Here is a 21,273-nt window from a genome sequence, read left to right as displayed (position 1 = left end):
CCTGTGACGCGCGTAGCGGCGGCGGTGTCGTCGCGGGCATGACACTTTGACGGCGAGAACGTAGTCCCGGTTCGGGAGGCTGAACCAGAGCGGCTCCCATAACTTTGCCGCTCCATAGATGGTCCATGGGCGGCCCATGGAAGCTCCATGGGCCGCCCCGGGACCTGGCGTCAGAAGTCCTCGTCGAGGTCGACCGTGCCCTCCACGGCCACCTGGTACGCCGAGGGGCGCCGCTCGAAGAAGTTGGTCAGCTCCTGCACGCCCTGCAACTCCATGAAGGAGAAGGGGTTCTCGCTGCCGTACACCGGGGCGAAGCCGAGGCGGGTCAGGCGCTGGTCGGCGACGCACTCGAGGTACTGGCGCATCGAGTCGGTGTTCATGCCGGGCAGGCCGTCACCGCACAGGTCGCGGGCGAACTGCAGCTCGGCCTCGACGGCCTCGCGCAGCATGTCCGTCACCTCCTGCTGGAGCTCGTCGTCGAAGAGCTCCGGCTCCTCCTTGCGGACGGTGTCGACCACGTCGAAGGCGAAGGACATGTGCATCGTCTCGTCGCGGAACACCCAGTTGGTGCCGGTGGCGAGGCCGTGCAGCAGGCCGCGGCTGCGGAACCAGTACACGTAGGCGAAGGCGCCGTAGAAGAACAGGCCCTCGATGCACGCGGCGAAGCAGACGAGGTTGAGCAGGAAGCGGCGGCGGTCGGCCTTCGACTCCAGGCGGTCCAGCTTGTCCACCGAGTCGATCCACTTGAAGCAGAACCCGGCCTTCTCGCGGATGGAGGGGATGTTCTCCACCGCCGCGAAGGCCGCCGTGCGGTCCTCCGGGTCCGGGAGGTAGGTGTCCAGGAGCGTCAGATAGAACTGGACGTGCACGGCCTCCTCGAAGAGCTGGCGGCTCAGGTAGAGCCGTGCCTCGGGGGAGTTGATGTGCTTGTAGAGCGTCAGCACCAGGTTGTTCGCCACGATCGAGTCGCCCGTGGCGAAGAAGGCGACCAGCCGGCCGATCAGATGCTGCTCGGCGGGGCTGAGCTTGGCGAGGTCGGCGACGTCCGAGTGGAGGTCGACCTCCTCCACGGTCCAGGTGTTCTTGATGGCGTCCCGGTAGCGCTCGTAGAAGTCCGGGTAGCGCATGGGACGCAGGGTCAGTTCGAAGCCCGGGTCGAGAAGGTTGGTGTTACGGCTGGTCATTACTGGCAGGCCTCGCAGGACTCGGGGTTTTCCAGGGAACAGGCGACCGCCTCGGGGTCGGCGGCCTGCTGGACGGGGACGGCGGCGCGGGCCGCGCGGGCGATACGGGTCGCCGGGCGCGAACGCAGGTAGTACGTCGTCTTCAGACCCTGTTTCCAGGCGTACGCGTACATCGAGGAGAGCTTGCCGATCGTCGGCGTCTCCAGGAAGAGGTTCAGGGACTGCGACTGGTCCAGGTACGGGGTGCGCGCCGCCGCCATGTCGATCAGGCCGCGCTGCGGGATCTCCCACGCCGTGCGGTACAGGCGTCGTACGTCCTCGGGGATCCAGGCGACGTCCTGCACGGAGCCGCTGGCCTCCCGCAGCGCCTCGCGGGTGCGGGCGTCCCAGACGCCGAGTTCCTTCAGGTCGTTCACCAAGTACGAGTTCACCTGCAGGAATTCACCGGACAGGGTCTCGCGCTTGAAGAGGTTCGACACCTGCGGCTCGATGCACTCGTACACGCCGGCGATGGACGCGATGGTGGCGGTCGGCGCGATGGCGAGGAGCAGGGAGTTGCGCAGGCCGACGGTGGCGACACGCTCCCGGAGCGCAGCCCAGCGCTCCGGCCAGGCCGGCTCCACGCCGTAGTGGTCGGGGTGCAGGACGCCGCGGGCCGTACGGGTCTGCTCCCAGGCCGGCAGCGGGCCGCTCCGCTCGGCGAGGTCGGCGGAGGCCTCGTAGGCGGCGAGCATGATGCGCTCGGCGATCCGGGTGGACAGCGCCTTGGCCTCGGGGGAGTCGAAGGGCAGGCGCAACTTGAAGAAGACGTCCTGCAGGCCCATCGCGCCGAGGCCGACGGGGCGCCAGCGTGCGTTGGAGCGGCCGGCCTGCTCGGTCGGGTAGAAGTTGATGTCGACCACCCGGTCCAGGAAGGTGACGGCCGTGCGGACGGTCTCGTCCAGCCGCTCCCAGTCCAGTTCGCCGTCCTGGACGAAGGCGCCCAGGTTCACCGAGCCCAGGTTGCAGACCGCGGTCTCGCCGTCGTCCGTGACCTCCAGGATCTCCGTGCAGAGGTTGGAGGAGTGGACGACGCGGCCCGGCTCGGCCGTCTGGTTCGCGGTGCGGTTGGCGGCGTCCTTGAAGGTCATCCAGCCGTTGCCGGTCTGGGCGAGGGTGCGCATCATGCGGCCGTAGAGCTCGCGGGCCGGGACGGTCTTTCGCGCCAGGCCCGCGTTCTCCGCCGCGCGGTACGCGGCGTCGAACTCCTCGCCCCACAGGTCGACCAGCTCCGGCACGTCCGCCGGGGAGAACAGCGACCACACGGCGTCGGAGTCGACCCGGCGCATGAACTCGTCCGGGATCCAGTGCGCGAGGTTCAGATTGTGCGTACGGCGGGCGTCCTCGCCGGTGTTGTCGCGCAGCTCCAGGAACTCCTCGATGTCCAGGTGCCAGGTCTCCAGGTAGACCGCGGCCGCGCCCTTGCGCCGGCCACCCTGGTTCACGGCGGCGACCGAGGCGTCCAGGGTCTTCAGGAACGGGACGATGCCGTTGGAGTGCCCGTTGGTGCCGCGGATCAGCGAACCCCGGGAGCGGATACGGGAGTACGCGAGCCCGATGCCGCCGGCGTGCTTCGAGAGACGGGCGACCTGGTGGTAGCGCTCGTAGATGGAGTCCAGCTCGTCCTTGGGGGAGTCGAGGAGGTAGCAGGACGACATCTGGGGGTGGCGCGTACCGGAGTTGAAGAGCGTGGGGGAGGAGGGCAGGTAGTCGAGGCGGCTCATCAGGCCGTAGAGCGCGGCGACTTCGTCGACGGAGCGCACGGTGTCGTCCTCGGCGAGGCCGGCGGCCACCCGCAGCATGAAGTGCTGCGGCGTCTCGATCACCTTGCGGGTGATGGGGTGCCGCAGCAGGTAGCGGCTGTGCAGGGTGCGCAGGCCGAAGTAGCCGAAGCGGTCGTCCCCCTGGGGATCCACGAGCGCGTCGAGACGGGCGGCGTGCAGACGGGCGAACTCCGCCGTGCGGTCGGCGATGAGCCCCTCGCGGTGCCCGACGGCGACCGACTCGGTGAAGCACGTGACGCCCTGCGAGGCGGCCTCCGCGGCGATGGAGATCGTCAGCAGACGCGCGGCCAGCCGCGAGTAGGCGGGGTCCTCCGAGATGAGGCCGGCGGCCGACTCCGTGGCCAGCTCGCGCAGTTCCGTCTCGTCCGCCCGCGCGGAGCGTCCGCGCAGCGCGGCGGCGGCGACCCGTCCGGGGTCGGCGTCGGGGAGGTCGGCGGTCAGCTCGGTCAGGGTCCGCAGCAGTGCGGCACCGGGACCGTCGTCGGCGGCTGTCGCAGACGGTGTCGCTGAAGCCGGTTCGGCTGGCGCGATGGTCACGTGGGGCTCTCCCTCGCTCGGCACGGGGGCCTTGCGGAGGGCAGGGGGCAGCCACGAGCGCACGACGGCGCCGCGTCCACCGGCCCATTCCGCGAGGCCCGGACGTCGGAGCACCCGGGCCACGGTGGCCGGGCGCACTGTCGGCAGGTCCTCGGACTGACGCTCGTACGTGTGCGAACACGCATGAGTACACCGTTGCGGGACAGTTCCGGATTCGCACCGGATTCCCCTGCGGCGACAGCGAGCATGAGCATACATCTTGTGCCGGGTGCGCGAGGCACCCCCATATCTTGTGTCGCGGTGATTTCAGAGCGTCAACTCATAGGTGAGAAGCGTGAAGTCGTGGCCGGGGATCGGCTGCCAGTCCCGCTCCGGAACGCGGACGAAGCCGTGGCGTTCGTAGATGCGATGCGCGGCATGCATGGTGCGTTGGGTCGACAGGACGACTCCGGTGCACCCCGTGCTCCTCGCGCGCTCGACGCAGGCTCCTACGAGGGCGTGGCCCACGCCCCTGCCGCGGGCCGCGTGGGAGACGGCGAGCATGCGGATCTCCGCTTCCGAGGGACGGGCGAGCTCGGCCGTGGGGCCGCCCGCCGGCACGAAGGTGACTCCGCCGAGGAGGTCGCCGTCCCGCGCGGCCACCAGCACGTCGGCTCCGGAGGCCCGCTTGGCCACGTCCTTGAGTTCGCCGAGGTACCAGTCGTCCTCGGCGCCGAAGGCCAGCAGGCCGTCCAGCAGATAGGCCTGGGCGGTGATCTCGCCGAGGGTCTTGTACTCGCCGGGGTCCGCGGGCCGGATCACGATGTCCATGGATCGAGCATGGTGCAGGAGTACGGCAACGGGCCGCCGGGTTTCCCCGGCGGCCCGTCGAAGGGTGGGCCCGCTAGCGGGACTCCGCCGCAGTGGCGGGCGGCAGTTCCGCCTGCACGCCAGGGTCGCCGGCGTCCACCGTGTAGTCGTCCGCCGCGGTCTCGTCGACGCCCTCCGGGGCCTTCAAGGCCTTCAGGACGAAGGTAAGGACCACCGTCACCACCACGTTCATGACGAACGCGGTGAGGCCGATGTAGCCGATCTCGCCGATCCCGGGGATCTCCTTCGCCGAGCCGCCGAAGTGCTTCTGGGTGGGCGAGGCGACGCCGTACGCGGCGATGGTGCCGTAGATCATGCCGACCGCCCAGCCGCCGAGCAGCGCCCAGCGGTGGAACCAGCGGGTGAACAGGCCGCCGACCAGGGCCGGGAAGGTCTGCAGGATCCAGATGCCGCCCAGCAGCTGGAAGTTGATGGCGACCGTCTTGTCCATGGTGAGGACGAAGACCAGCGCGCCGACCTTCACCAGCAGCGACACGATCTTGGAGACCTGGGCCTCCTGCTTCGGCGTCGCGTCCGGTTTGATGAAGTCCCGGTAGATGTTGCGGGTGAAGAGGTTCGCGGCCGCGATCGACATGATCGCCGCCGGCACCAGGGCGCCGATGCCGATGGCCGCGAAGGCCACACCCGCGAACCAGTCCGGGAACATGTTCTCGAACAGCTGCGGGATCGCCAGCTGACCGTTGGTGACCTTGACGCCGGCCGCGATCGCCATGAAGCCCAGCAGCGCCAGCAGTCCCAGCATCAGGGAGTACAGCGGCAGGATCGTGGTGTTGCGCCGGATCACCTCACGGCTGCGCGAGGACAGCGTCGCGGTGATCGAGTGCGGGTACATGAAGAGCGCGAGCGCCGAGCCCAACGCCAGGGTGGCGTACGTCCATTGACCCGCCTCCGGCGGCACCAGAGCGCCGCGCGGCTTGCCCGTCGCCGGGTTGGTCTGCGCGAACGCCGCGCCCGCCTTCGCGAAGATGTCGTCGAAGCCGCCGAGCTTGATCGGGATGTAGATGATCGCCACCGCGATGACGATGTAGATCAGCGCGTCCTTCACGAACGCGATCAGCGCGGGGGCCCGCAGACCCGAGGAGTAGGTGTACGCCGCGAGGACACCGAACGCGATCAGCAGCGGCAGGTCCTTGACGAACCAGTTGGTGTTCTCACCGCCGCCGACACCCATCACGTCCAGCACGGCCTGGATGCCGACCAGTTGGAGCGCGATGTACGGCATGGTGGCGAGGATGCCGGTGACCGCGACGGCCAGCGACAGGCTCTTCGAGCCGAAGCGGCCGCGCACGAAGTCCGAGGTCGTCACGTACCCGTGCCGGTGGGAGACCGACCACAGGCGGGGCAGGAACGTGAAGATCAGCGGGTAGACCAGGATGGTGTACGGCACCGCGAAGAAGCCGGCCGCGCCCGCCGCGTAGATCGCCGCTGGAACGGCGACGAAGGTGTACGCCGTGTAGAGGTCGCCGCCGAGCAGGAACCAGGTGACCCAGGTGCCGAACGACCGGCCGCCCAGGCCCCATTCGTCGAGCGAGTGCTCGTTCTCGGCCTTGCGCCAGCGTGCCGCCAGGAAGCCCATGGCCGTCACGGCCACGAAGAAGAAGATGAAGACGCCGAGTGCGACGCCGTTCACGCCGTCGTTCACTTCGACGCACCGTCCTTCTGCGAGGCGCGCGCGCGCTGGTCACGCTGCCACAGCTGATACACCGTCATCGTCAGCGCGGTGGAGATCAGCACCCAGAGCATCTGGTACCAGTAGAAGAACGGGATGCCGATGAACTCCGGGTCGGTCTTGGAGTACGAGCCGACCCAGAGCATCGCCACGAACGGTGCTATCAGGCAGACGGCCATGACCACGCGCATGGGGGTCACCACCGGCGGTCTCACTTCGGGCACTTCGGACATCGTGCGGCTCCGTCCCCTCGCGTTCACCTGTGATCACCTGTGTAATGCGCAGGCAATGTAGGTCACGGCGTCCCGGAAACGGAAGACCTCGTCCGCATATCGGTATATCGATTCAGTGAAGGCCCCGTCGTGAGCGGACAGGCCTTAGTCCTGGGGACGCTTGAGGCGTGCGACGAACTTGTAGCGGTCGCCGCGGTACACCGAGCGCACCCACTCCACCGGCTGCCCGTCCCGGTCCAGTGAGTGGCGGGAGAGCATCAGCATCGGCAGGCCCACGTCGGTGCCGAGCAGGCCGGCCTCGCGCGGGGTGGCCAGCGAGGTCTCGATGGTCTCCTCGGCCTCGGCGAGATGGACGTCGTAGACCTCGGCGAGGGCGGTGTAGAGAGAGGTGTACTTGACCAGGGAGCGGCGCAGGGCGGGGAAGCGCTTGGCGCTGAGGTGCGTCGTCTCGATCGCCATCGGCTCGGCGTTGGCCATGCGCAGGCGCTCGATGCGCAGCACCCGGCCGCCCGCCGTGATGTCGAGGAGCTCGGCGAGGCGGTCGTCGGCCGTGATGTAGCCGATGTCCAGCAGCTGGGAGGTCGGCTCCAGGCCCTGGGCGCGCATGTCCTCGGTGTACGAGGTGAGTTGCAGCGCCTGCGAGACCTTGGGCTTGGCGACGAAGGTGCCCTTGCCCTGGATCCGCTCGAGACGGCCCTCGACCACCAGCTCCTGCAGGGCCTGGCGCACCGTGGTGCGGGAGGTGTCGAACTCGGCGGCCAGGGTGCGTTCGGGCGGTACCGGGGTGCCGGGCGACTGCGTCTCCGTCATCTCGAGCAGATGCTTCTTCAGGCGGTAGTACTTGGGCACGCGCGCGGTACGGACACTCGCTCCACCCTCGTTCTCCGCACTGCTGACCTCGGTGCTCATGCTCTGCCTTCCCGGCTCCGGATGCGGGTCACTTCGTGATCCCTTCTGTATACCGGCGCCGTCTCTTTTGGTCTAGTCCACAGGTCAAATGGTCTAGCGGAAGAGAGTACTCCGGCATCGGTGTTTTCGCTGCCTTGTTACTTAAAGGTCCTTGCATATGTAGGTCGCATAACGGCTGGTCAGAGGCGTTTCGAGCACCCTTGACAGGCCTTCTGGTCTGGTCCAAGCTCCCCCTACTGGTCTACACCATTGGTTCAGGTCCCGGCCTGGGGGGCGGGAGGTGTGGGCATCCCTGAGGAGGGTGGCGTGAAGCGCAAGCTCATTGCCGCGATCGGTATCGCGGGCATGATGGTCTCCATTGCGGCGTGCGGTGGCAACGACGACAAAGGCTCTTCCAGCAGCGGCGCGGACGCCAAGGAGCTGACCGTCTGGCTCACCGTCGACGCCCAGAACAACTGGCCGGACCTGGTGAAGTCCGCCGACGCCGCGGTGAAGAAGAAGCACCCCGGCATCAAGATCAACCACGAGTACTACGGCTGGCCGGACAAGAACGCCAAGCTCGACGCGGTCCTCGCCACCGACAAGGCCCCCGACGTGGTCGAGATGGGCAACACGGAGATGCTGAGCTACATGGTCAAGGGTGCCTTCGCGCCCGTCGACCCGGCGAAGTTCACCAACTCCTCCGCCTGGCTGGACGGCCTCAAGGCCTCGGTGACGTACCAGGACAAGACCTACGGCGTCCCCTACTACGCCGGCGGCCGTGTCGCCAACTGGCGCAAGGACGTCTTCGCGTCGGTCGGCGTGAAGACCCCGCCGAAGACGTACGCCGAACTCACCGCCGCCCTGGACAAGGTGCAGAAGAAGGAGGGCGACAAGTTCTCCGCCTGGTACCAGCCCACCCGTGACTGGTACGCGGCCATGTCCTACGTCTACGACGCCGGTGGCTCCATCGCCAAGCAGGACGGCGGCCAGTGGAAGGCCAACCTGTCCTCTCCCGAGTCCATCAAGGGCCTCACCGAGTTCAAGAACGTCGTCGACAAGTACATGCACGGCGACAAGACCAAGGACGAGTCGGACCGTTACATCGTCTACGGCCAGGGCAAGTCCGGCATGATCTTCGGCGCGGCATGGGAGGGCGCGACCTCCGCCGACCCGAAGAACGACAAGACCGGCAAGCTCAAGAACAACCTCGAGAACTTCGTGATGCCGGGTCCGTCCGGCAAGAACATGCCCGTCTTCCTGGGCGGTTCGGACCTCGCCGTCCCGGTGAAGTCCAAGGCGCAGGCCGTCGCCGCCGAGTGGATCAACGCCTTCACCGGCCCCTCCGGCCAGAAGGCCCTGATGGCCAAGGGCAACCTGCCCAACAACAAGACGGACCTCGCGACCCTGAAGAACGACCCGGCAACCGCGGTCCCGGCCACCGCCGCCGAGTCCAACTGGTTCGTCCCGATGGCTCCCGGCTGGGGCCAGGTCGAGAAGGCCCAGGTCCTGCAGACGATGCTGCAGAACATCGGCACCGGCAAGAAGTCGGTCGAGGCCGCCGCGAAGGAGGCGGACGCCGCGATCGACAAGGTCATCAACACCAAGTGACCTTCGCAGCAGGGCCCCTACGGCCGCGATCGGCCGGGGGCCCTGCTTCCCGTACCAGCTACGGGCTTCGCTTTCGAACGACCTGAGGGACCGCTGAGGAGCGCGCCATGAGTGCCGCAGACACGACCACCCCCGCCAAGGTGCCGCCGCCGCGGCAGGCGCCGCCACCACCGGTCGCGAAGAGCCCACGCAGAGCCCGGACTTCGGGCGGCGCGGCGACGCCGTGGCTGCTGCTCGCGCCCTGCCTGCTGGTCCTCGCCCTGGTGATGGCGTATCCGCTCTTCCGGCTGGTCACGCTCTCCTTCCAGAACTTCGGCCAGTCCCAGCTGTGGGGCTTCCAGCCCGCCGAGTGGGTCGGCTTCGACAACTTCTCCAAGGTGCTCGGCGACAACGAGTTCTGGGCCGTGGTCCTGCGAACCGTCGTCTTCGCGGCCGGCTGCGTGATCCTCACGATGGTCCTCGGCATGCTCGTCGCCCTGCTGCTGCAGAAGGTCTCCGGCTGGGTGAAGACGATGATCAACATCGTGCTGATCGCCAGCTGGGGCATGCCGGTCATCGTGGCGACGACCGTCTTCAAATGGCTCTTCGACTCGGACTACGGCGTCCTCAACGCGGTGCTGAGCAAGCTCCCCGGCGTCGACATGGTCGGCCACAACTGGTTCGCCAGCGGGCCCCAGGGCCTGGCCGTGATCATGCTGCTCGTGGTGTGGGGCGCCGTACCCTTCGTCGTCATCACGCTCAGCGCGGGCCTCACCCAGGTCCCGAAGGAGCTGGAGGAGGCGGCCCGGCTCGACGGCGCGGGCGCCCTGGGCGTCTTCCGCTATGTCACCCTGCCCATCCTGAAGCCGATCATCGTGATGCTCACGACCCTGTCGGTGATCTGGGACATGGGCGTCTTCCCGCAGGTCTTCGTGATGCGCGGCGGCCACCCGGAGCCGGAGTTCCAGATCCTCAACACCTATTCCTACGACCGGGCGTTCGTGGTCAACGACTACGCCCAGGGCTCGGCGATCGCCCTGCTGACCGTGCTCCTGCTGCTCGGTGTCGTCGCCGTCTACATGCGCCAGATGCTGAAGATCGGAGAGGTCGAATGACCGGCATGAGCGCCGTCACCACGGGCGGCAGCGCCGTCACCAAGGGCGGCCGGGCTCGCGGAAGGTCGAAGCTCGGCTGGAACCTGCTCGGTCTCCTCGTCTTCCTGATCGCCGGCTTCCCGCTCTACTGGATGCTCAACACGGCCTTCAAGCCGGCGAAGGACGCCATCGACCCGGACCCGAGCCTGTTCCCGACCGGGTTCACGCTCGACAACTTCCGCCGGGCGCTGGACATCGCGGACTTCTGGGGCCCGGTCGGCCGCAGCCTCATCGTGTCGCTCGCGGTCGTCGTGATCGGCATGGTCGTCGGCGTGCTGGCCGCCCTCGCCATCTCCCGGTTCGCCTTCCGCGGCCGCAAGGTGGTCATCGTCGGCATCCTCGCGGTGCAGATGGTCCCGCTGGTCGCCATGATCATCCCGGTCTTCCTGCTGCTGAACGACCTGGAGCAGTACGACAAGCTCACGGGCCTGATCATCACGTACCTGACCTTCATCCTCCCCTTCACGGTGTGGACGCTGCGCGGCTTCATCGTCAACATCCCCCGGGAGCTGGAGGAGGCGGCGATGGTCGACGGGTGCAGCCGCACCAGCGCCTTCATCCGCGTGGTCTTCCCGCTGCTCGCCCCCGGCATGGTCGCCACCTCGGTCTACGCCTTCATCCAGGCCTGGAACGAGTACATCTACGCCCTCATGCTGCTCAGCCAGAAGCACCAGACCGCGACCGTCTGGCTCGGCAACTTCACCACCAAGCACGGCACCGAATACGCCCCGATGATGGCGGGAGCCACGATGATGGCCGTGCCGATCGTCGTGCTCTTCCTCCTCGTCCAGCGCAAGATGGCCGCGGGGCTGACCGCGGGCGCAGTGAAGGGATAACGCCACCCGATGACGACATTCGCCAGCGGCACCGACACCCTCACACGGGACGCGCTGACCATCCTCCAGCCCGGCTTCACCGGGACCACCGCCCCCGACTGGGTGCTGCGCCGCCTCGGTGAGGGGCTCGCCTCGGTCGGCCTGTTCGGCCGCAACATCGCCACGCCCGATCAAGTGGCCGCCCTCACCGCGCAGTTGCGGGCCGAACGAGACGACGTCCTGGTCGCCATCGACGAGGAGGGCGGTGACGTGACCCGCCTCGAGGTGCGGACCGGCTCCTCCTTCCCCGGCAACAACGCGCTGGGCGCGGTGGACGACGTCGAGCTCACCCGCGAGGTGGCCGCCGAACTCGGCCGCCGCCTCGCCGCCTGCGGGGTCAACCTCGACTGGGCCCCGTCCGCCGACGTGAACTCCAACCCGGAGAACCCGGTGATCGGTGTCCGCTCCTTCGGCGCCGACACCGACCTCGTCGCCCGCCACACCGCCGCCTACGTCACGGGCCTGCAGTCCGCCGGCGTCGCCGCCTGCACCAAGCACTTCCCGGGCCACGGCGACACGGCCGTCGACTCCCACGACGCGCTGCCGCGCATCGACGTGGACGCCTCGGTGCTCGATGCCCGCGACCTGGCGCCGTTCCGCGCGGCCATCGCGGCGGGCAGCCGTGCCGTGATGAGCGCGCACATCCTCGTCCCCGCCCTGGACCCGGACCGCCCGGCGACGCTGTCGCCCCGCGCACTCACCGAACTGCTCCGCGGCGAACTCCGCTACGACGGTCTCATCGTCACCGACGGCATGGAGATGAAGGCCATCGCGAGCACGTACGGCATCGAGCGCGGCAGCGTCCTCGCCGTGGCCGCCGGCGCCGACGCGATCTGCGTGGGCGGTGGCCTCTCCGACGAGGAGACCGTACGGCGCCTGCGCGACGCCCTCGTCTCGGCGGTGGGCACCGGCGAACTCCCCGAGGAACGCCTCGCGGACGCCGCCGCACGCGTACGGTCCCTGGCCCGCTGGACCGCCGAAGCGGCCAAGACCGACCCGGACCGCACCCCCGACGACGAGGTGGGCCTGCGCGCGGCCCGCCGCGCCGTGAAGGTGACGACGGCCGGGCACTTCACCCGGCTCACCGAGCCGCCCTACGTCGCCGCCCTCACCCCCGTCGCCAACTTCGCGGTCGGCGACCAGACCCCCTGGGGCGTCGCGGCGGAACTCTTCCGTCTCCTCCCCGGCACGGAGACCGGCAGCTTCTCCGGCGAGGACGCGGGACGCGCGGCCCTGGCCGCGGCCGGCTCGCGCCGCATCGTGGCCGTGGTCCGCGACGAGCACCGCCACCCCTGGATGGCGACCGCCCTCGACGTCCTGCTCGCGGCCCGGCCCGACACCGTCGTGGTCGAGATGGGCCTCCCTCAGGCCGCTCCCCGGGGCGCCGTGCACATCGCCACCCACGGTGCCGCCCGCGTCTGCGGCCGGGCGGCGGCGGAGGTCATCGCGGGCATCGTCTGATCCGACCGCCCCCGCACGAGCGCGAAGACACAGCGGACGCAGACCGAAGGCGCCGGACCCGACAGGGGCCCGGCGCCTTCCGGCTGCGCCCGCAGCGAGGTGAGCGACTCAGATCCCTTGCCACTCCGGCTTGTCGGCGTACGTGTGCCGGAAGTAGTCCGCCAGCTTCAGCTTGGACGCGGCGCCCTCGTCGACCACGACCGTCGCATGCGGGTGCAGCTGCAGCGCGGAGGCGGGGCACACGGCGGCCACCGCCCCCTCCACGGTCGCGGCGACCGCGTCCGCCTTGCCCTCACCGGTCGCGAGCAACACCAGGTGCCGGGCCTCCAGGATCGTCCCGATGCCCTGCGTGATGACGTGATGCGGCACCTGCTCGACATCGCCGTCGAAGAAGCGCGCGTTGTCGATCCGGGTCTGCTCGGTCAGCGTCTTGATCCGGGTCCGCGAGGCCAGCGACGAGCACGGCTCGTTGAACCCGATGTGCCCGTCGGTCCCGATCCCGAGCAGCTGCAGATCCACCCCGCCGGCCTCGGACAGTGCACTGTCGTACGCCTCGCACGCCCCCTGCACGTCCGCGGCCGTCCCGTCGGGCCCCATGAACGCGTCCATCCCGATGCCGAGCGGCTCCAGCACCTCGCGCCTGAGCACCGAACGGTAGGACTCCGGGTGCTCGGCCGGCAGCCCCACGTACTCGTCGAGCTGCGCGATCCTCGCCCGCGAGGCCTCCACGGCACCGGAGCTCACCTTGGCCGCCAGCGCCTCGTAGATGGGCAGCGGGGTCGAGCCCGTGGCCACTCCGAGCAGCGCCTCGGGCTTGCGCCTCAGGAGCTGCGCCATGGCCTCGGCGATGAGCTCGCCGCCCGACTTGGCGTCCGGAACGATGACAACTTCCACGCTGGGCCTGCCGATCTGAAGGGCGGTGTGGTTTAGACCAATCTAACAGAATCGACCCCTCCGCCCCAGGGGAGGAGAGCCACCGCCCCCGCCCCGTGGACAGCCGCGAGGACATCGCCATTCCATGCGAAGGACAGGCGTCATTCGCCACGGGGGAGTGGAATGGGGTGCGGTACCGCCGCGCCGCGGTACCCGCTCGGCGAGCCACGAGATCCGGGAGGAACCCACCATGACCGCCACGACGCCGGCCCCGGCACCGGACCCCCAGCACGACGTCCCCGGCCGGATCATGGCCCGCGAGATGGCCGAGCAGCCCGCCGTGCTGCGCCGCCTCCTCGACGAAGGCGCCTCCGGCGTCCGGGAGGTCGCCCAGGACATCGCCGCCCGCAAACCCCGCTTCGTCCTGCTGACCGCCCGCGGCACCTCCGACAACGCCGCCCTGTACGCCAAGTACCTCCTGGAGATCCGCCTCGGCCTGCCCTGCGGCCTCACCTCGATGTCCACCACCACCGCCTACGGCGCGCACCCGGACCTCACCGATGTCCTGGTGATCACCGTCAGCCAGTCCGGCGGCTCCCCGGACCTGGTGGCCTCGACCCGCGCCGCCCGCGAGGCCGGCGCGATCACCCTCGCCGTGACCAACAATCCCGATTCACCCCTGGCGGGCGTCTCCGAATATCACGTCGACATCATGGCCGGGCCGGAGAAGGCCCTCCCCGCGACCAAGACCTATACGGCCTCCCTCCTCGCCCTGTACCTCTTCGTCGAAGGCCTGCGCGGCGGCGACGGTGCTGCCGCGAAGGTGCTGCCGGACCTCGCCGAGCGGCTGCTCGCCCGGCAGGACGAGGTCCGCGCCCTCGCCGCCCGCTACCGCTTCGCCGAACGCATGGTCATCACCTCTCGCGGCTACGGTTACCCCACGGCCAAGGAGGCCGCCCTCAAGCTCATGGAGACCAGCTACATCCCCGCCCTCTCCTACTCCGGAGCGGACCTTCTGCACGGCCCGCTCGCCATGGTCGACAACGTCTCCCCGGTGATCGCGGTCGTCACCGACGGCAGGGGCGGCGAGGCACTCCAACCCGTCCTCGACCGGCTGCGCGGGCGCGGCGCCGACCTGTTCGTCGTCGGTCCCAGGAGCCAGGTCGAGCAGGCCTCCGCCGGTTTCGTCCTGCCCACCGAGGGTGTGGCCGAGGAGGTCCAGCCGATCCTGGAGATCCTCCCGCTGCAACTCCTCGCCCACGAGATCACCATCGCCCGAGGCCAGGACCCGGACGCGCCTCGCGCACTGGCGAAGGTGACGGAGACGCACTGAACGACGGAGGCCCGCCAGCAGAAGCACGCCCATGCCGATCCCCCTCAACAATTTCCCTAGCGGTCGCTACAGAAAAGACCGTACCCCGGCCCTCCGGCATTTCTCTAGCACCCGCTATACAATTCACTCCATGGTGGGCACCGGGGAGACCAGGGCGAAGGCCGGCGCAGCCTCCAAGCCGCGCGGTCGCCCCCGCTCCTTCGATCGCGAGACCGCGCTGGAGAAGGCGCTCATGGCCTTCTGGGAGCACGGGTACGAAGCGACCTCGGTCTCCGACCTCACCCGCGTCATGGGCATCGGCGCGCCGAGTCTGTACGCGGCCTTCGGCGACAAGCGGGCGCTGTTCGAAGAGGTCGTGACCTCGTACGACAGGCGGTACGGCTCGTTCGCAGACCGCGCCCTCGCCGAGGAGCCCACCGCCCGCGCGGCCGTCGAGCGGATGCTGCGCGAGGCCGCCGCCGAGTACACGGCCCCCGGCCGTCCGCACGGCTGCCTGGTCGTTCACGCGGCCACGAACTGCACGAGCCCCGAGATCGAGGAGTCCCTGCGCGAGCGGCGCAACGCCGACATCGCCGCCTTCGAGAGTCGTATGAAGGCGGGCATCGCGGCGGGGGAGCTGCCGGCCGGCACGAACGCCGCCGCACTCGCCCGGCACACGGGTGCGGTCATGCAGGGCATGTCCCAGCAGGCGCGCGACGGAGCGAGCCGCGAGGAACTCGTGGCACTCGCCGAAATTGCCATGACGATCTGGCCGCGCACATGAACCCACAAGGGTTAGGCTGCGTGCTGGATGCCAGGGCGTCCGAGCAGTCGCAGCAGCCGCAGAACGACAACGACAAACAGCCTTCAACGCATGGACACACAGAGTGGTCTAGTCCACAATTGTGTTGAAGCACTTGAGTCCAGCGTGCGAAGCAAGCGAACTTCCGTCCTCCCCGCACAGGAGGACGGACGGAGGAACCGGAGCTCTCTGCCCTGACTGCCCCGGGTCCTCATCCTTCGGCCGACCGGGACCGCACACCCCACGGCCGATGTTGCTCCGGGCTGCGGTGCCGGGAGGGTTGAGGGTCCCTCCCAGGCGCCGCGGCCCGCGGGTGTCTTCGGGGGAGCGCATATTTCGGAGCCGTACAAACCGCCAGGTACGCTCGCACACGTGCCCTCCATGAACGAACTGGTCCGCCAGCACACCGCACTCGACGACTCCGACCTCGAGTGGCTCCATCTGCTGGTCTCGGAGTGGCAGCTGCTGTCCGACCTCTCCTTCGCCGACCTCGTCCTGTGGGTCCCCACTCTCGACGGCACCCGGTACGTCTCGGTCGCCCAGATGCGCCCCAACACCGGCCCCACCTCGTACCAGGACGACATGGTCGGCCACCTCGTCCCGCGCGGACGCCGCCCCATGCTGGACGCGGCGCTCGACGAGGGCCGCATCGTGCGCGAGGGCGACCCGGAGTGGCGCGAGGAGGTCCCGGTCCGGGTCGAGTCGATCCCGGTCCGGCGGGACGGGCGCGTGCTCGGCGTCATCGCGCGCAACACCAACCTCCTCACCGTGCGCACCCCGAGCCGCCTCGAACTGACCTATCTGCAGAGCGCGTCGGACCTGGCGCAGATGATCGCGGCCGGTTCCTTCCCGTTCGCCAACCAGCAGATGGACATGGACGCCGCGCCGCGTGTCGGCGACGGCCTGATCCGGCTCGACGCGGACGGCATCGTCCAGTACGCCTCGCCGAACGCGCTCTCCGCCTTCCACCGCATGGGCCTCGCCTCCGACCTGGTCGGACAGCACCTCGGCAGGACGACCGCCGAACTCGCCCCGAGCCGCGGCCCGGTGGACGAGGCGCTCGCCAAGGTGGCCAGCGGCTGGGCGCCGCGCGAGTTCGAGATCGAGGCGCACGACGGGGTCATCCAGTTCCGCGCGATCCCCCTCAAGCCCAAGGGCACGCGCATCGGTTCGCTGGTCCTGCTCCGCGACGTCACCGAACTGCGCCGACGCGAGCGCGAGTTGATCACCAAGGACGCGACCATCCGGGAGATCCACCACCGGGTGAAGAACAACCTTCAGACGGTCGCCGCTCTGCTGCGTCTGCAGGCCCGGCGCATCGAGTCCGACCGCGGCCGGGAGGCTCTCGAAGAGGCGGTCCGCCGGGTCGGCTCGATCGCGATCGTGCACGAGACGCTCTCCCAGAACCTGGACGAGCGCGTGGAGTTCGACGACATCGCCGACCGCGTCCTGGCGATGGTCGCCGAGATCTCCCCGGGCAAGGTCACCGGCCGGCGCAGCGGACGCTTCGGCATCCTGGACGCGGAGGTGGCCACCCCGCTGTCGATGGTCCTGACGGAGGTTCTGCAGAACGCTCTCGAACACGGCTTCCGCGAGGGCGACACCGGCACGGTCGAGGTCTCCGCGGTCCGCGGCGGCACCTCGAAGGAGGCCCGCCTGCTGGTCACCGTCCAGGACGACGGCGTCGGTCTCCCCGAGGGCTTCGACCCGCACACCTCGGGCAACCTGGGTCTGCAGATCGTACGGACCCTGGTGGAAGGGGAGTTGGGCGGTACGTTCGACATGGTCCCGGCGCCGGGGCGCGGAACCCGGGTGATCCTGGACGTGCCGGTGCAGGCGGACAAGTAGACGGCCTCGTACGGACGTTCCAGCCCGGGCGGCGCACAGCAAGAAGCCCCGGACCATGAGGTCCGGGGCTGAAATGCTCGTTGCCAGCTTGTGCTGCGCATCGGGGGTACTGCGCGCTGCGGCTCGGGGGCGGGAGATGCGTACTCGCTGTACGCGCCGCCAAGCTCAGGCTGTTGCGGGGCGGGTGTGTCAGGCAGAAGCCTGACGGGCCCGGTTGCGGGCGGCACGGCGCTTCATTGCGCGACGCTCGTCCTCGCTGAGACCACCCCAGACGCCGGAGTCCTGACCGGACTCGAGCGCCCACTGCAGACACTGATCCATAACGGGGCAGCGACGGCAGACGGCCTTGGCTTCCTCGATCTGCAGCAGCGCAGGACCGGTGTTGCCGATGGGGAAGAAGAGCTCGGGGTCTTCCTCGCGGCAAACGGCGTTGTGACGCCAGTCCATGGCTGCTACCTCTCCTTGGTATTACATGCGGGTTGCTTGTGAATGTGAACGCTTTCACGAATCCCTCAACAAGTGAAGGGCCGAACGCCGAGTCTTCCCCGGCGTGGTCCTGTGAAGTGAAGAGGGGTTCCGGTGGTCTGAGGACGCTGGTGTTGCGGGCTGTCCCGACCGCCACGTAGAGACTCGCAAACCTCAGCGGCGGATACAACCCCTTCCGGAAAGTTTTTTTTGATTCCTCGGTGTCGACTAGGTCACAGCCGTACTTCCATGGGGTGGATCCTGGCCTAAACGTTCGAGTGAAAGGACTTCAGCCCTTTCTGCTCACACAATCACACGCAGTGCACGGCGTACGCCTGTGAACGTCACGCTCGTTCGCAGTCCCAGGTGGTCGCCGTCCATCTGAAGGGGCAGGGGCGCCTTCGAATGCAAGGTGAACTGGTCCAGGTCGTGCAACGTCACGGTGTGCTTTCCGTGGGCACCCCGTTCGGGGGACGAAGTGAGCAACTGGGTCGCATACCGGGCAACCGAAACGGTCGACATGCGGCTGAGACCGAGTACGTCGAGTCCGGTGTCGAACGAGGCCTTAGGTGCCGCGTACACCGGACGATTACCCAGATACGTCCAGGGCGACGTGTTGCAGATTATGGAGAGCACCAGATCGGTCACCGGTTCCTGGCCCGGCCGCTCCAGCGTGATGGTGCCGTGCCGGCGGTGCGGCTCCTGCAGGAACTGCCGTACGACCTGGCGGAGGTAAAGGGCGTGCGTCGACTTCTTGCCCTGCTCCCGCTGCTGCTCGACCCGGCCGACCACGCCCGCGTCGAAGCCGAGCCCCGCGCAGAAGGTGAACCAGCGGGCCGGCACCGCCTCGTCCTCGGTGCCCGGGGTGCCCGCGGCGATGCCCATGCCGACGGTGCGCTCGCTGCCCTCGCGCAGGGCGTCCAGCAGTGCGCCGGTCGCGTCGACGGCGTCGTTGGGCAGACCCAGGGCGCGGGCGAAGACATTGGTGGAGCCGCCGGGGACCACGGCGAGACGGGGGAGGCGCTCCGGATCGGGACCGGCGTGCAGCAGGCCGTTGACCACCTCGTTCACCGTGCCGTCGCCGCCGAGGGCCACGACCAGGTCGATGTCGTCGCTCTCCGCCGCCTGCCGGCCGAGGTCGCGCGCGTGGCCGCGGTACTCCGTGATGACCACCTCGAGCTTCATCTCGCTCGCGAGCGCGTGGATCAGAACGTCGCGCCTACGTGCGCTTGTGGTGGTTGCAGCTGGATTGACCACGAGAAGTGCACGCATGAAGGGCAGCGTACCTACTGGGAAGTACCGGGCACAGGGCGAGGTAGGGATCAGGTAAGAGGTGAGGGCGTGAGGCTCACCACGGGGGCTCCGCTCAACCTCGCCACGGGGGCCCCGCTCAACCTCGCCACGGGGGGCCGCGTCCCCAGGGCTACCCTTCAGGGGTGACCAGTGAGAAGACCCCCGCCACCGAGGAAGAGGCCGGTCCCCGCCCGCGCCGCCTGACGTATGCCGCGGCGCTCGCCGGGCTGGAGGGGCTCGCGCTGGTCGCCGGAGGGATCTGGATGCTGGTCGAGGGACTGACCGGCAACCCGGACGACCGACGGTCCGCCGTCACCGGCGGCATCACGCTCGTCGTCCTCGCCCTGCTGCCGCTGCTCGCCGCGCGCGGACTGCTCGCCCGGCGCAGCTGGAGCCGCGGCCCCGCCGTCATCACCCAGATCATGGCGCTGCCGGTGGCCTACAACCTGCTGCAGGCCGACAGTGTGGCCATCCCGGCGGGCATCGCGATCGCGGTCGTCGCCGTCGTCGCGCTCGTCCTGCTGATCAATCCCGCCACGACCCAGGCCCTCGGGATCCGGGGCCCGGGCGGCGCGCAGGACGGCAAGCGGTAGTCCCGCCTGTCACGTCCCGCTTTCCGCCTTCCGCCGGAGTCCTACTCCTCCACCAGCAGCTTCTCGCGCAGCTGGGCCAGGGTGCGGGCCAGCAGCCGGGAGACGTGCATCTGTGAGATGCCGACCTCCTGGGCGATCTGCGACTGGGTCATGTTGCCGAAGAAGCGCAGCAGCAGGATGCGCTTCTCCCGGGGCGGAAGGTCCTCCAGGAGCGGCTTGAGCGACTCCCGGTACTCGACCCCCTCCAGTGCCTCGTCCTCGGCGCCGAGGGTGTCCGCGACCGCCGGTGACTCGTCGTCGGTGTCGGGGACGTCCAGCGACAGGGTGGAGTAGGCGTTGGCCGACTCCAGGCCCTCCAGGACCTCCTCCTCCGAGATCGCCAGCTTCTCGGCGAGTTCGTGGACCGTGGGGGAGCGGCCGTGCTGCTGGGAGAGCTCGGCGGTCGCCGTGGTGAGCGCGAGGCGCAGCTCCTGCAGGCGCCGCGGCACCCGCACCGCCCAGCCCTTGTCACGGAAGTGGCGCTTGATCTCGCCGACGACCGTCGGGGTCGCGTACGTGGAGAACTCCACGCCGCGCTCCGGGTCGAAGCGGTCGACCGACTTGATCAGGCCGATGGTGGCGACCTGGGTGAGGTCGTCCAGCGGCTCGCCGCGGTTGCGGAAACGGCGCGCGAGGTGCTCCACGAGCGGCAGGTGCATGCGGACCAGCTTGTTGCGCAGCTCCGCGTACTCCGCGCTGCCGTCCTTCAGCATGCGCAGCTCGACGAACATCGCGCGGGCGCCGCTGCGGTCCTGCGGGTGGTGGTGTGTGGCCTGCGGCACGCTCGGCCGGTCCTGACCGTCGCCCTCGGCGTTTCGCTCGTGCTCGCTCATCGTCCCGCCCGTCGCCCTTCTCCGAGCCCTCGCCTCCGCTCGCACCGGGGTGACCCCGTACTGCCCGGCCGGAGGCGTGCTCTGTACGGCACCTTCGCGTTCCCGCTGCCCGTCCTGCGGGACACCGGGTTCCGCGGAGTCCTCCTCCGGATGCGGCCGGGCCTGCTCGGGGATGCCGTCGATCCCGTCGGAGCCGCCGGCGACGTCCCGCATGCGTCGGGACCCGCCTGTGCCCTCGGCCGGCAGCTCTCGTGTGCCGCGCTCTTCGTCACGCACCGGCCCGTCCCCTGTCCTCACGCCGGCCCGGGTCCCGCGCCGCGCTGTTTGTAGAGGCTGATCGAAACGGTTTTGTCCTCGTCCACGGCCGAGGAGACCTTGCCCGCGAGCGCGGACAGGACGGTCCAGGCGAAAGTGTCCCGCGCGGGGGCGTGGCCGTCCGTGGTCGGGGCCGAGACGGTGACCTCGAGAGAGTCGTCGACGAGCCGGAAGACGCAGCTGAGCACCGAGCCGGGCACGGCCTGCTGGAGCAGGATCGCGCAGGCCTCGTCCACCGCGATGCGAAGGTCCTCGATCTCGTCGAGGGTGAAGTCCAAGCGGGCCGCGAGGCCGGCAGTCGCCGTACGCAGCACCGACAGGTAGGCACCCGCAGCCGGCAGCCGGACTTCCACGAAGTCCTGGGTCGCGGGCTCGCCTGCGATCTGGGACACCCTCACCTCCAAGGTGGTACAAGCTAATCGGGGCCGAGGGTCGCCCCCCGGGGTAACGCGAAGTGTGGTTCAGCGGTGACGCTATCGCGCTCTGAACTTTCCTGTCCCCGGGACCCCAACCCCTTGCCGTCACTCACAGTAAAACTGTGGATACGCTCCGTGTCTAGAGGTCTGCGGCTCCAATTGGGAAGAACGCGCGCCGGGTTGACGTACCCAGACGTCAG

General features: G+C 69.2%; 19 protein-coding genes and 1 riboswitch. Of the genes, 8 read left to right on the top strand and 11 right to left on the bottom strand.

Annotated elements, in window-relative coordinates; translation table 11 throughout:
* Window positions 1–170: 170 nt before the first annotated feature.
* From ACGFYN_RS13230 to ACGFYN_RS13205, 6 genes are all read right to left on the bottom strand, one after another.
* Complete coding sequence (locus tag ACGFYN_RS13230; RefSeq protein ID WP_393865909.1) at window positions 171–1,184, bottom strand: ribonucleotide-diphosphate reductase subunit beta; 1,014 nt, start codon at window positions 1,182–1,184, stop codon at window positions 171–173.
* Window positions 1,184–3,544 carry a ribonucleoside-diphosphate reductase subunit alpha gene (locus ACGFYN_RS13225; RefSeq protein WP_393865908.1) on the bottom strand — a complete coding sequence of 787 codons (2,361 nt, stop codon included), beginning with the start codon at window positions 3,542–3,544 and terminating at the stop codon, window positions 1,184–1,186. The genes ACGFYN_RS13230 and ACGFYN_RS13225 overlap by 1 nt, the downstream gene beginning before the upstream one ends.
* Before the next feature lie 124 nt (window positions 3,545–3,668).
* A riboswitch (cobalamin riboswitch) is annotated at window positions 3,669–3,805 on the bottom strand.
* A 45-nt stretch (window positions 3,806–3,850) separates the two neighbouring features.
* Window positions 3,851–4,354, bottom strand: a complete 504-nt coding sequence (locus ACGFYN_RS13220) for a GNAT family N-acetyltransferase (RefSeq protein ID WP_393865907.1) — start codon at window positions 4,352–4,354, stop codon at window positions 3,851–3,853.
* A gap of 73 nt (window positions 4,355–4,427) precedes the next feature.
* Window positions 4,428–6,056 (bottom strand): monocarboxylate uptake permease MctP, encoded by a 1,629-nt coding sequence (gene mctP, locus ACGFYN_RS13215; protein ID WP_393865906.1) that lies wholly within the window; start codon window positions 6,054–6,056, stop codon window positions 4,428–4,430.
* Window positions 6,053–6,316 (bottom strand): DUF3311 domain-containing protein, encoded by a 264-nt coding sequence (locus ACGFYN_RS13210; protein ID WP_393865905.1) that lies wholly within the window; start codon window positions 6,314–6,316, stop codon window positions 6,053–6,055. Before ACGFYN_RS13210 ends, mctP begins: the two co-directional genes overlap by 4 nt.
* Window positions 6,317–6,460: 144 nt before the next feature.
* Window positions 6,461–7,225 carry a GntR family transcriptional regulator gene (locus ACGFYN_RS13205; RefSeq protein ID WP_384250412.1) on the bottom strand — a complete coding sequence of 255 codons (765 nt, stop codon included), beginning with the start codon at window positions 7,223–7,225 and terminating at the stop codon, window positions 6,461–6,463.
* A gap of 306 nt (window positions 7,226–7,531) precedes the next feature.
* Here ACGFYN_RS13205 and ACGFYN_RS13200 point away from each other — a divergent pair, with 306 nt between their 5' ends.
* The 4 genes from ACGFYN_RS13200 to ACGFYN_RS13185 all read left to right on the top strand — a co-directional run bounded on the left by ACGFYN_RS13200 (window position 7,532) and on the right by ACGFYN_RS13185 (window position 12,284).
* Complete coding sequence (locus ACGFYN_RS13200; protein ID WP_393865904.1) at window positions 7,532–8,815, top strand: extracellular solute-binding protein; 1,284 nt, start codon at window positions 7,532–7,534, stop codon at window positions 8,813–8,815.
* 107 nt (window positions 8,816–8,922) lie between these two features.
* Window positions 8,923–9,909, top strand: coding sequence for a carbohydrate ABC transporter permease (locus ACGFYN_RS13195; RefSeq protein WP_393865903.1), 987 nt, complete (start codon window positions 8,923–8,925; stop codon window positions 9,907–9,909).
* A gap of 5 nt (window positions 9,910–9,914) precedes the next feature.
* Window positions 9,915–10,784, top strand: coding sequence for a carbohydrate ABC transporter permease (locus tag ACGFYN_RS13190; protein WP_393865902.1), 870 nt, complete (start codon window positions 9,915–9,917; stop codon window positions 10,782–10,784).
* A 9-nt stretch (window positions 10,785–10,793) separates the two neighbouring features.
* A complete protein-coding gene (locus ACGFYN_RS13185; protein WP_393865901.1) occupies window positions 10,794–12,284 on the top strand; it encodes a glycoside hydrolase family 3 protein in 1,491 nt (496 codons plus the stop codon).
* 108 nt (window positions 12,285–12,392) lie between these two features.
* Here the strand turns inward: ACGFYN_RS13185 and nagB are convergent, their stop codons facing one another.
* On the bottom strand, window positions 12,393–13,178 hold the full coding sequence (gene nagB, locus ACGFYN_RS13180; RefSeq protein ID WP_393865900.1) for a glucosamine-6-phosphate deaminase: 786 nt from the start codon (window positions 13,176–13,178) through the stop codon (window positions 12,393–12,395).
* Between the two features lie 229 nt (window positions 13,179–13,407).
* On the opposite strand from nagB, the gene ACGFYN_RS13175 reads away from it, so the two are divergent.
* The 3 genes from ACGFYN_RS13175 (at window position 13,408) to ACGFYN_RS13165 (ending at window position 17,119) form a co-directional block, all read left to right on the top strand.
* On the top strand, window positions 13,408–14,490 hold the full coding sequence (locus tag ACGFYN_RS13175; RefSeq protein WP_393865899.1) for an SIS domain-containing protein: 1,083 nt from the start codon (window positions 13,408–13,410) through the stop codon (window positions 14,488–14,490).
* Between the two features lie 130 nt (window positions 14,491–14,620).
* Window positions 14,621–15,253: a TetR/AcrR family transcriptional regulator gene (locus ACGFYN_RS13170; protein ID WP_393865898.1), complete on the top strand. Its 633-nt coding sequence runs from the start codon at window positions 14,621–14,623 to the stop codon at window positions 15,251–15,253.
* Between the two features lie 390 nt (window positions 15,254–15,643).
* The gene (locus tag ACGFYN_RS13165) at window positions 15,644–17,119 is read left to right on the top strand and encodes a sensor histidine kinase (protein ID WP_393865897.1); all 1,476 of its coding nucleotides are present in this window, start codon (window positions 15,644–15,646) and stop codon (window positions 17,117–17,119) included.
* A 189-nt stretch (window positions 17,120–17,308) separates the two neighbouring features.
* On the opposite strand, the gene ACGFYN_RS13160 is transcribed toward ACGFYN_RS13165, so the two are convergent.
* Window positions 17,309–17,566 carry a WhiB family transcriptional regulator gene (locus ACGFYN_RS13160; protein ID WP_006142322.1) on the bottom strand — a complete coding sequence of 86 codons (258 nt, stop codon included), beginning with the start codon at window positions 17,564–17,566 and terminating at the stop codon, window positions 17,309–17,311.
* Between the two features lie 321 nt (window positions 17,567–17,887).
* Window positions 17,888–18,856 (bottom strand): diacylglycerol/lipid kinase family protein, encoded by a 969-nt coding sequence (locus ACGFYN_RS13155; RefSeq protein WP_393865896.1) that lies wholly within the window; start codon window positions 18,854–18,856, stop codon window positions 17,888–17,890.
* A gap of 164 nt (window positions 18,857–19,020) precedes the next feature.
* Between ACGFYN_RS13155 and ACGFYN_RS13150 the strand changes: the two genes are divergently transcribed.
* Window positions 19,021–19,470 (top strand): hypothetical protein, encoded by a 450-nt coding sequence (locus tag ACGFYN_RS13150; RefSeq protein ID WP_393865895.1) that lies wholly within the window; start codon window positions 19,021–19,023, stop codon window positions 19,468–19,470.
* Window positions 19,471–19,511: 41 nt separating this feature from the next.
* On the opposite strand, the gene ACGFYN_RS13145 is transcribed toward ACGFYN_RS13150, so the two are convergent.
* Together ACGFYN_RS13145 and ACGFYN_RS13140 are read right to left on the bottom strand one after the other, a co-directional pair.
* A complete protein-coding gene (locus tag ACGFYN_RS13145; RefSeq protein ID WP_393865894.1) occupies window positions 19,512–20,639 on the bottom strand; it encodes an RNA polymerase sigma factor SigF in 1,128 nt (375 codons plus the stop codon).
* Complete coding sequence (locus ACGFYN_RS13140) at window positions 20,636–21,049, bottom strand: anti-sigma regulatory factor (RefSeq protein ID WP_019058277.1); 414 nt, start codon at window positions 21,047–21,049, stop codon at window positions 20,636–20,638. Before ACGFYN_RS13140 ends, ACGFYN_RS13145 begins: the two co-directional genes overlap by 4 nt.
* Window positions 21,050–21,273 lie beyond the last annotated feature (224 nt).

Source organism: Streptomyces sp. NPDC048419, assembly GCF_043200415.1.
GTDB lineage: Bacteria > Actinomycetota > Actinomycetes > Streptomycetales > Streptomycetaceae > Streptomyces.
The sequence above is the reverse complement of the archived record's forward strand: the minus strand, read 5'-3'. Positions and strand labels throughout refer to the sequence as shown.

What these genes read in the sequence shown, in the direction of transcription:
- ACGFYN_RS13230 (WP_393865909.1), bottom strand. Translation starts at nt 1,184, where the DNA reads ATGACCAGCCGTAACACCAACCTTCTCGACCCGGGCTTCGAACTGACC.
- ACGFYN_RS13220 (WP_393865907.1), bottom strand. Translation starts at nt 4,354, where the DNA reads ATGGACATCGTGATCCGGCCCGCGGACCCCGGCGAGTACAAGACCCTC.
- ACGFYN_RS13210 (WP_393865905.1), bottom strand. Translation starts at nt 6,316, where the DNA reads ATGTCCGAAGTGCCCGAAGTGAGACCGCCGGTGGTGACCCCCATGCGC.
- ACGFYN_RS13205 (WP_384250412.1), bottom strand. Translation starts at nt 7,225, where the DNA reads ATGAGCACCGAGGTCAGCAGTGCGGAGAACGAGGGTGGAGCGAGTGTC.
- ACGFYN_RS13195 (WP_393865903.1), top strand. Translation starts at nt 8,923, where the DNA reads ATGAGTGCCGCAGACACGACCACCCCCGCCAAGGTGCCGCCGCCGCGG.
- ACGFYN_RS13190 (WP_393865902.1), top strand. Translation starts at nt 9,915, where the DNA reads ATGAGCGCCGTCACCACGGGCGGCAGCGCCGTCACCAAGGGCGGCCGG.
- ACGFYN_RS13185 (WP_393865901.1), top strand. Translation starts at nt 10,794, where the DNA reads ATGACGACATTCGCCAGCGGCACCGACACCCTCACACGGGACGCGCTG.
- ACGFYN_RS13175 (WP_393865899.1), top strand. Translation starts at nt 13,408, where the DNA reads ATGACCGCCACGACGCCGGCCCCGGCACCGGACCCCCAGCACGACGTC.
- ACGFYN_RS13170 (WP_393865898.1), top strand. Translation starts at nt 14,621, where the DNA reads ATGGTGGGCACCGGGGAGACCAGGGCGAAGGCCGGCGCAGCCTCCAAG.
- ACGFYN_RS13160 (WP_006142322.1), bottom strand. Translation starts at nt 17,566, where the DNA reads ATGGACTGGCGTCACAACGCCGTTTGCCGCGAGGAAGACCCCGAGCTC.
- ACGFYN_RS13155 (WP_393865896.1), bottom strand. Translation starts at nt 18,856, where the DNA reads ATGCGTGCACTTCTCGTGGTCAATCCAGCTGCAACCACCACAAGCGCA.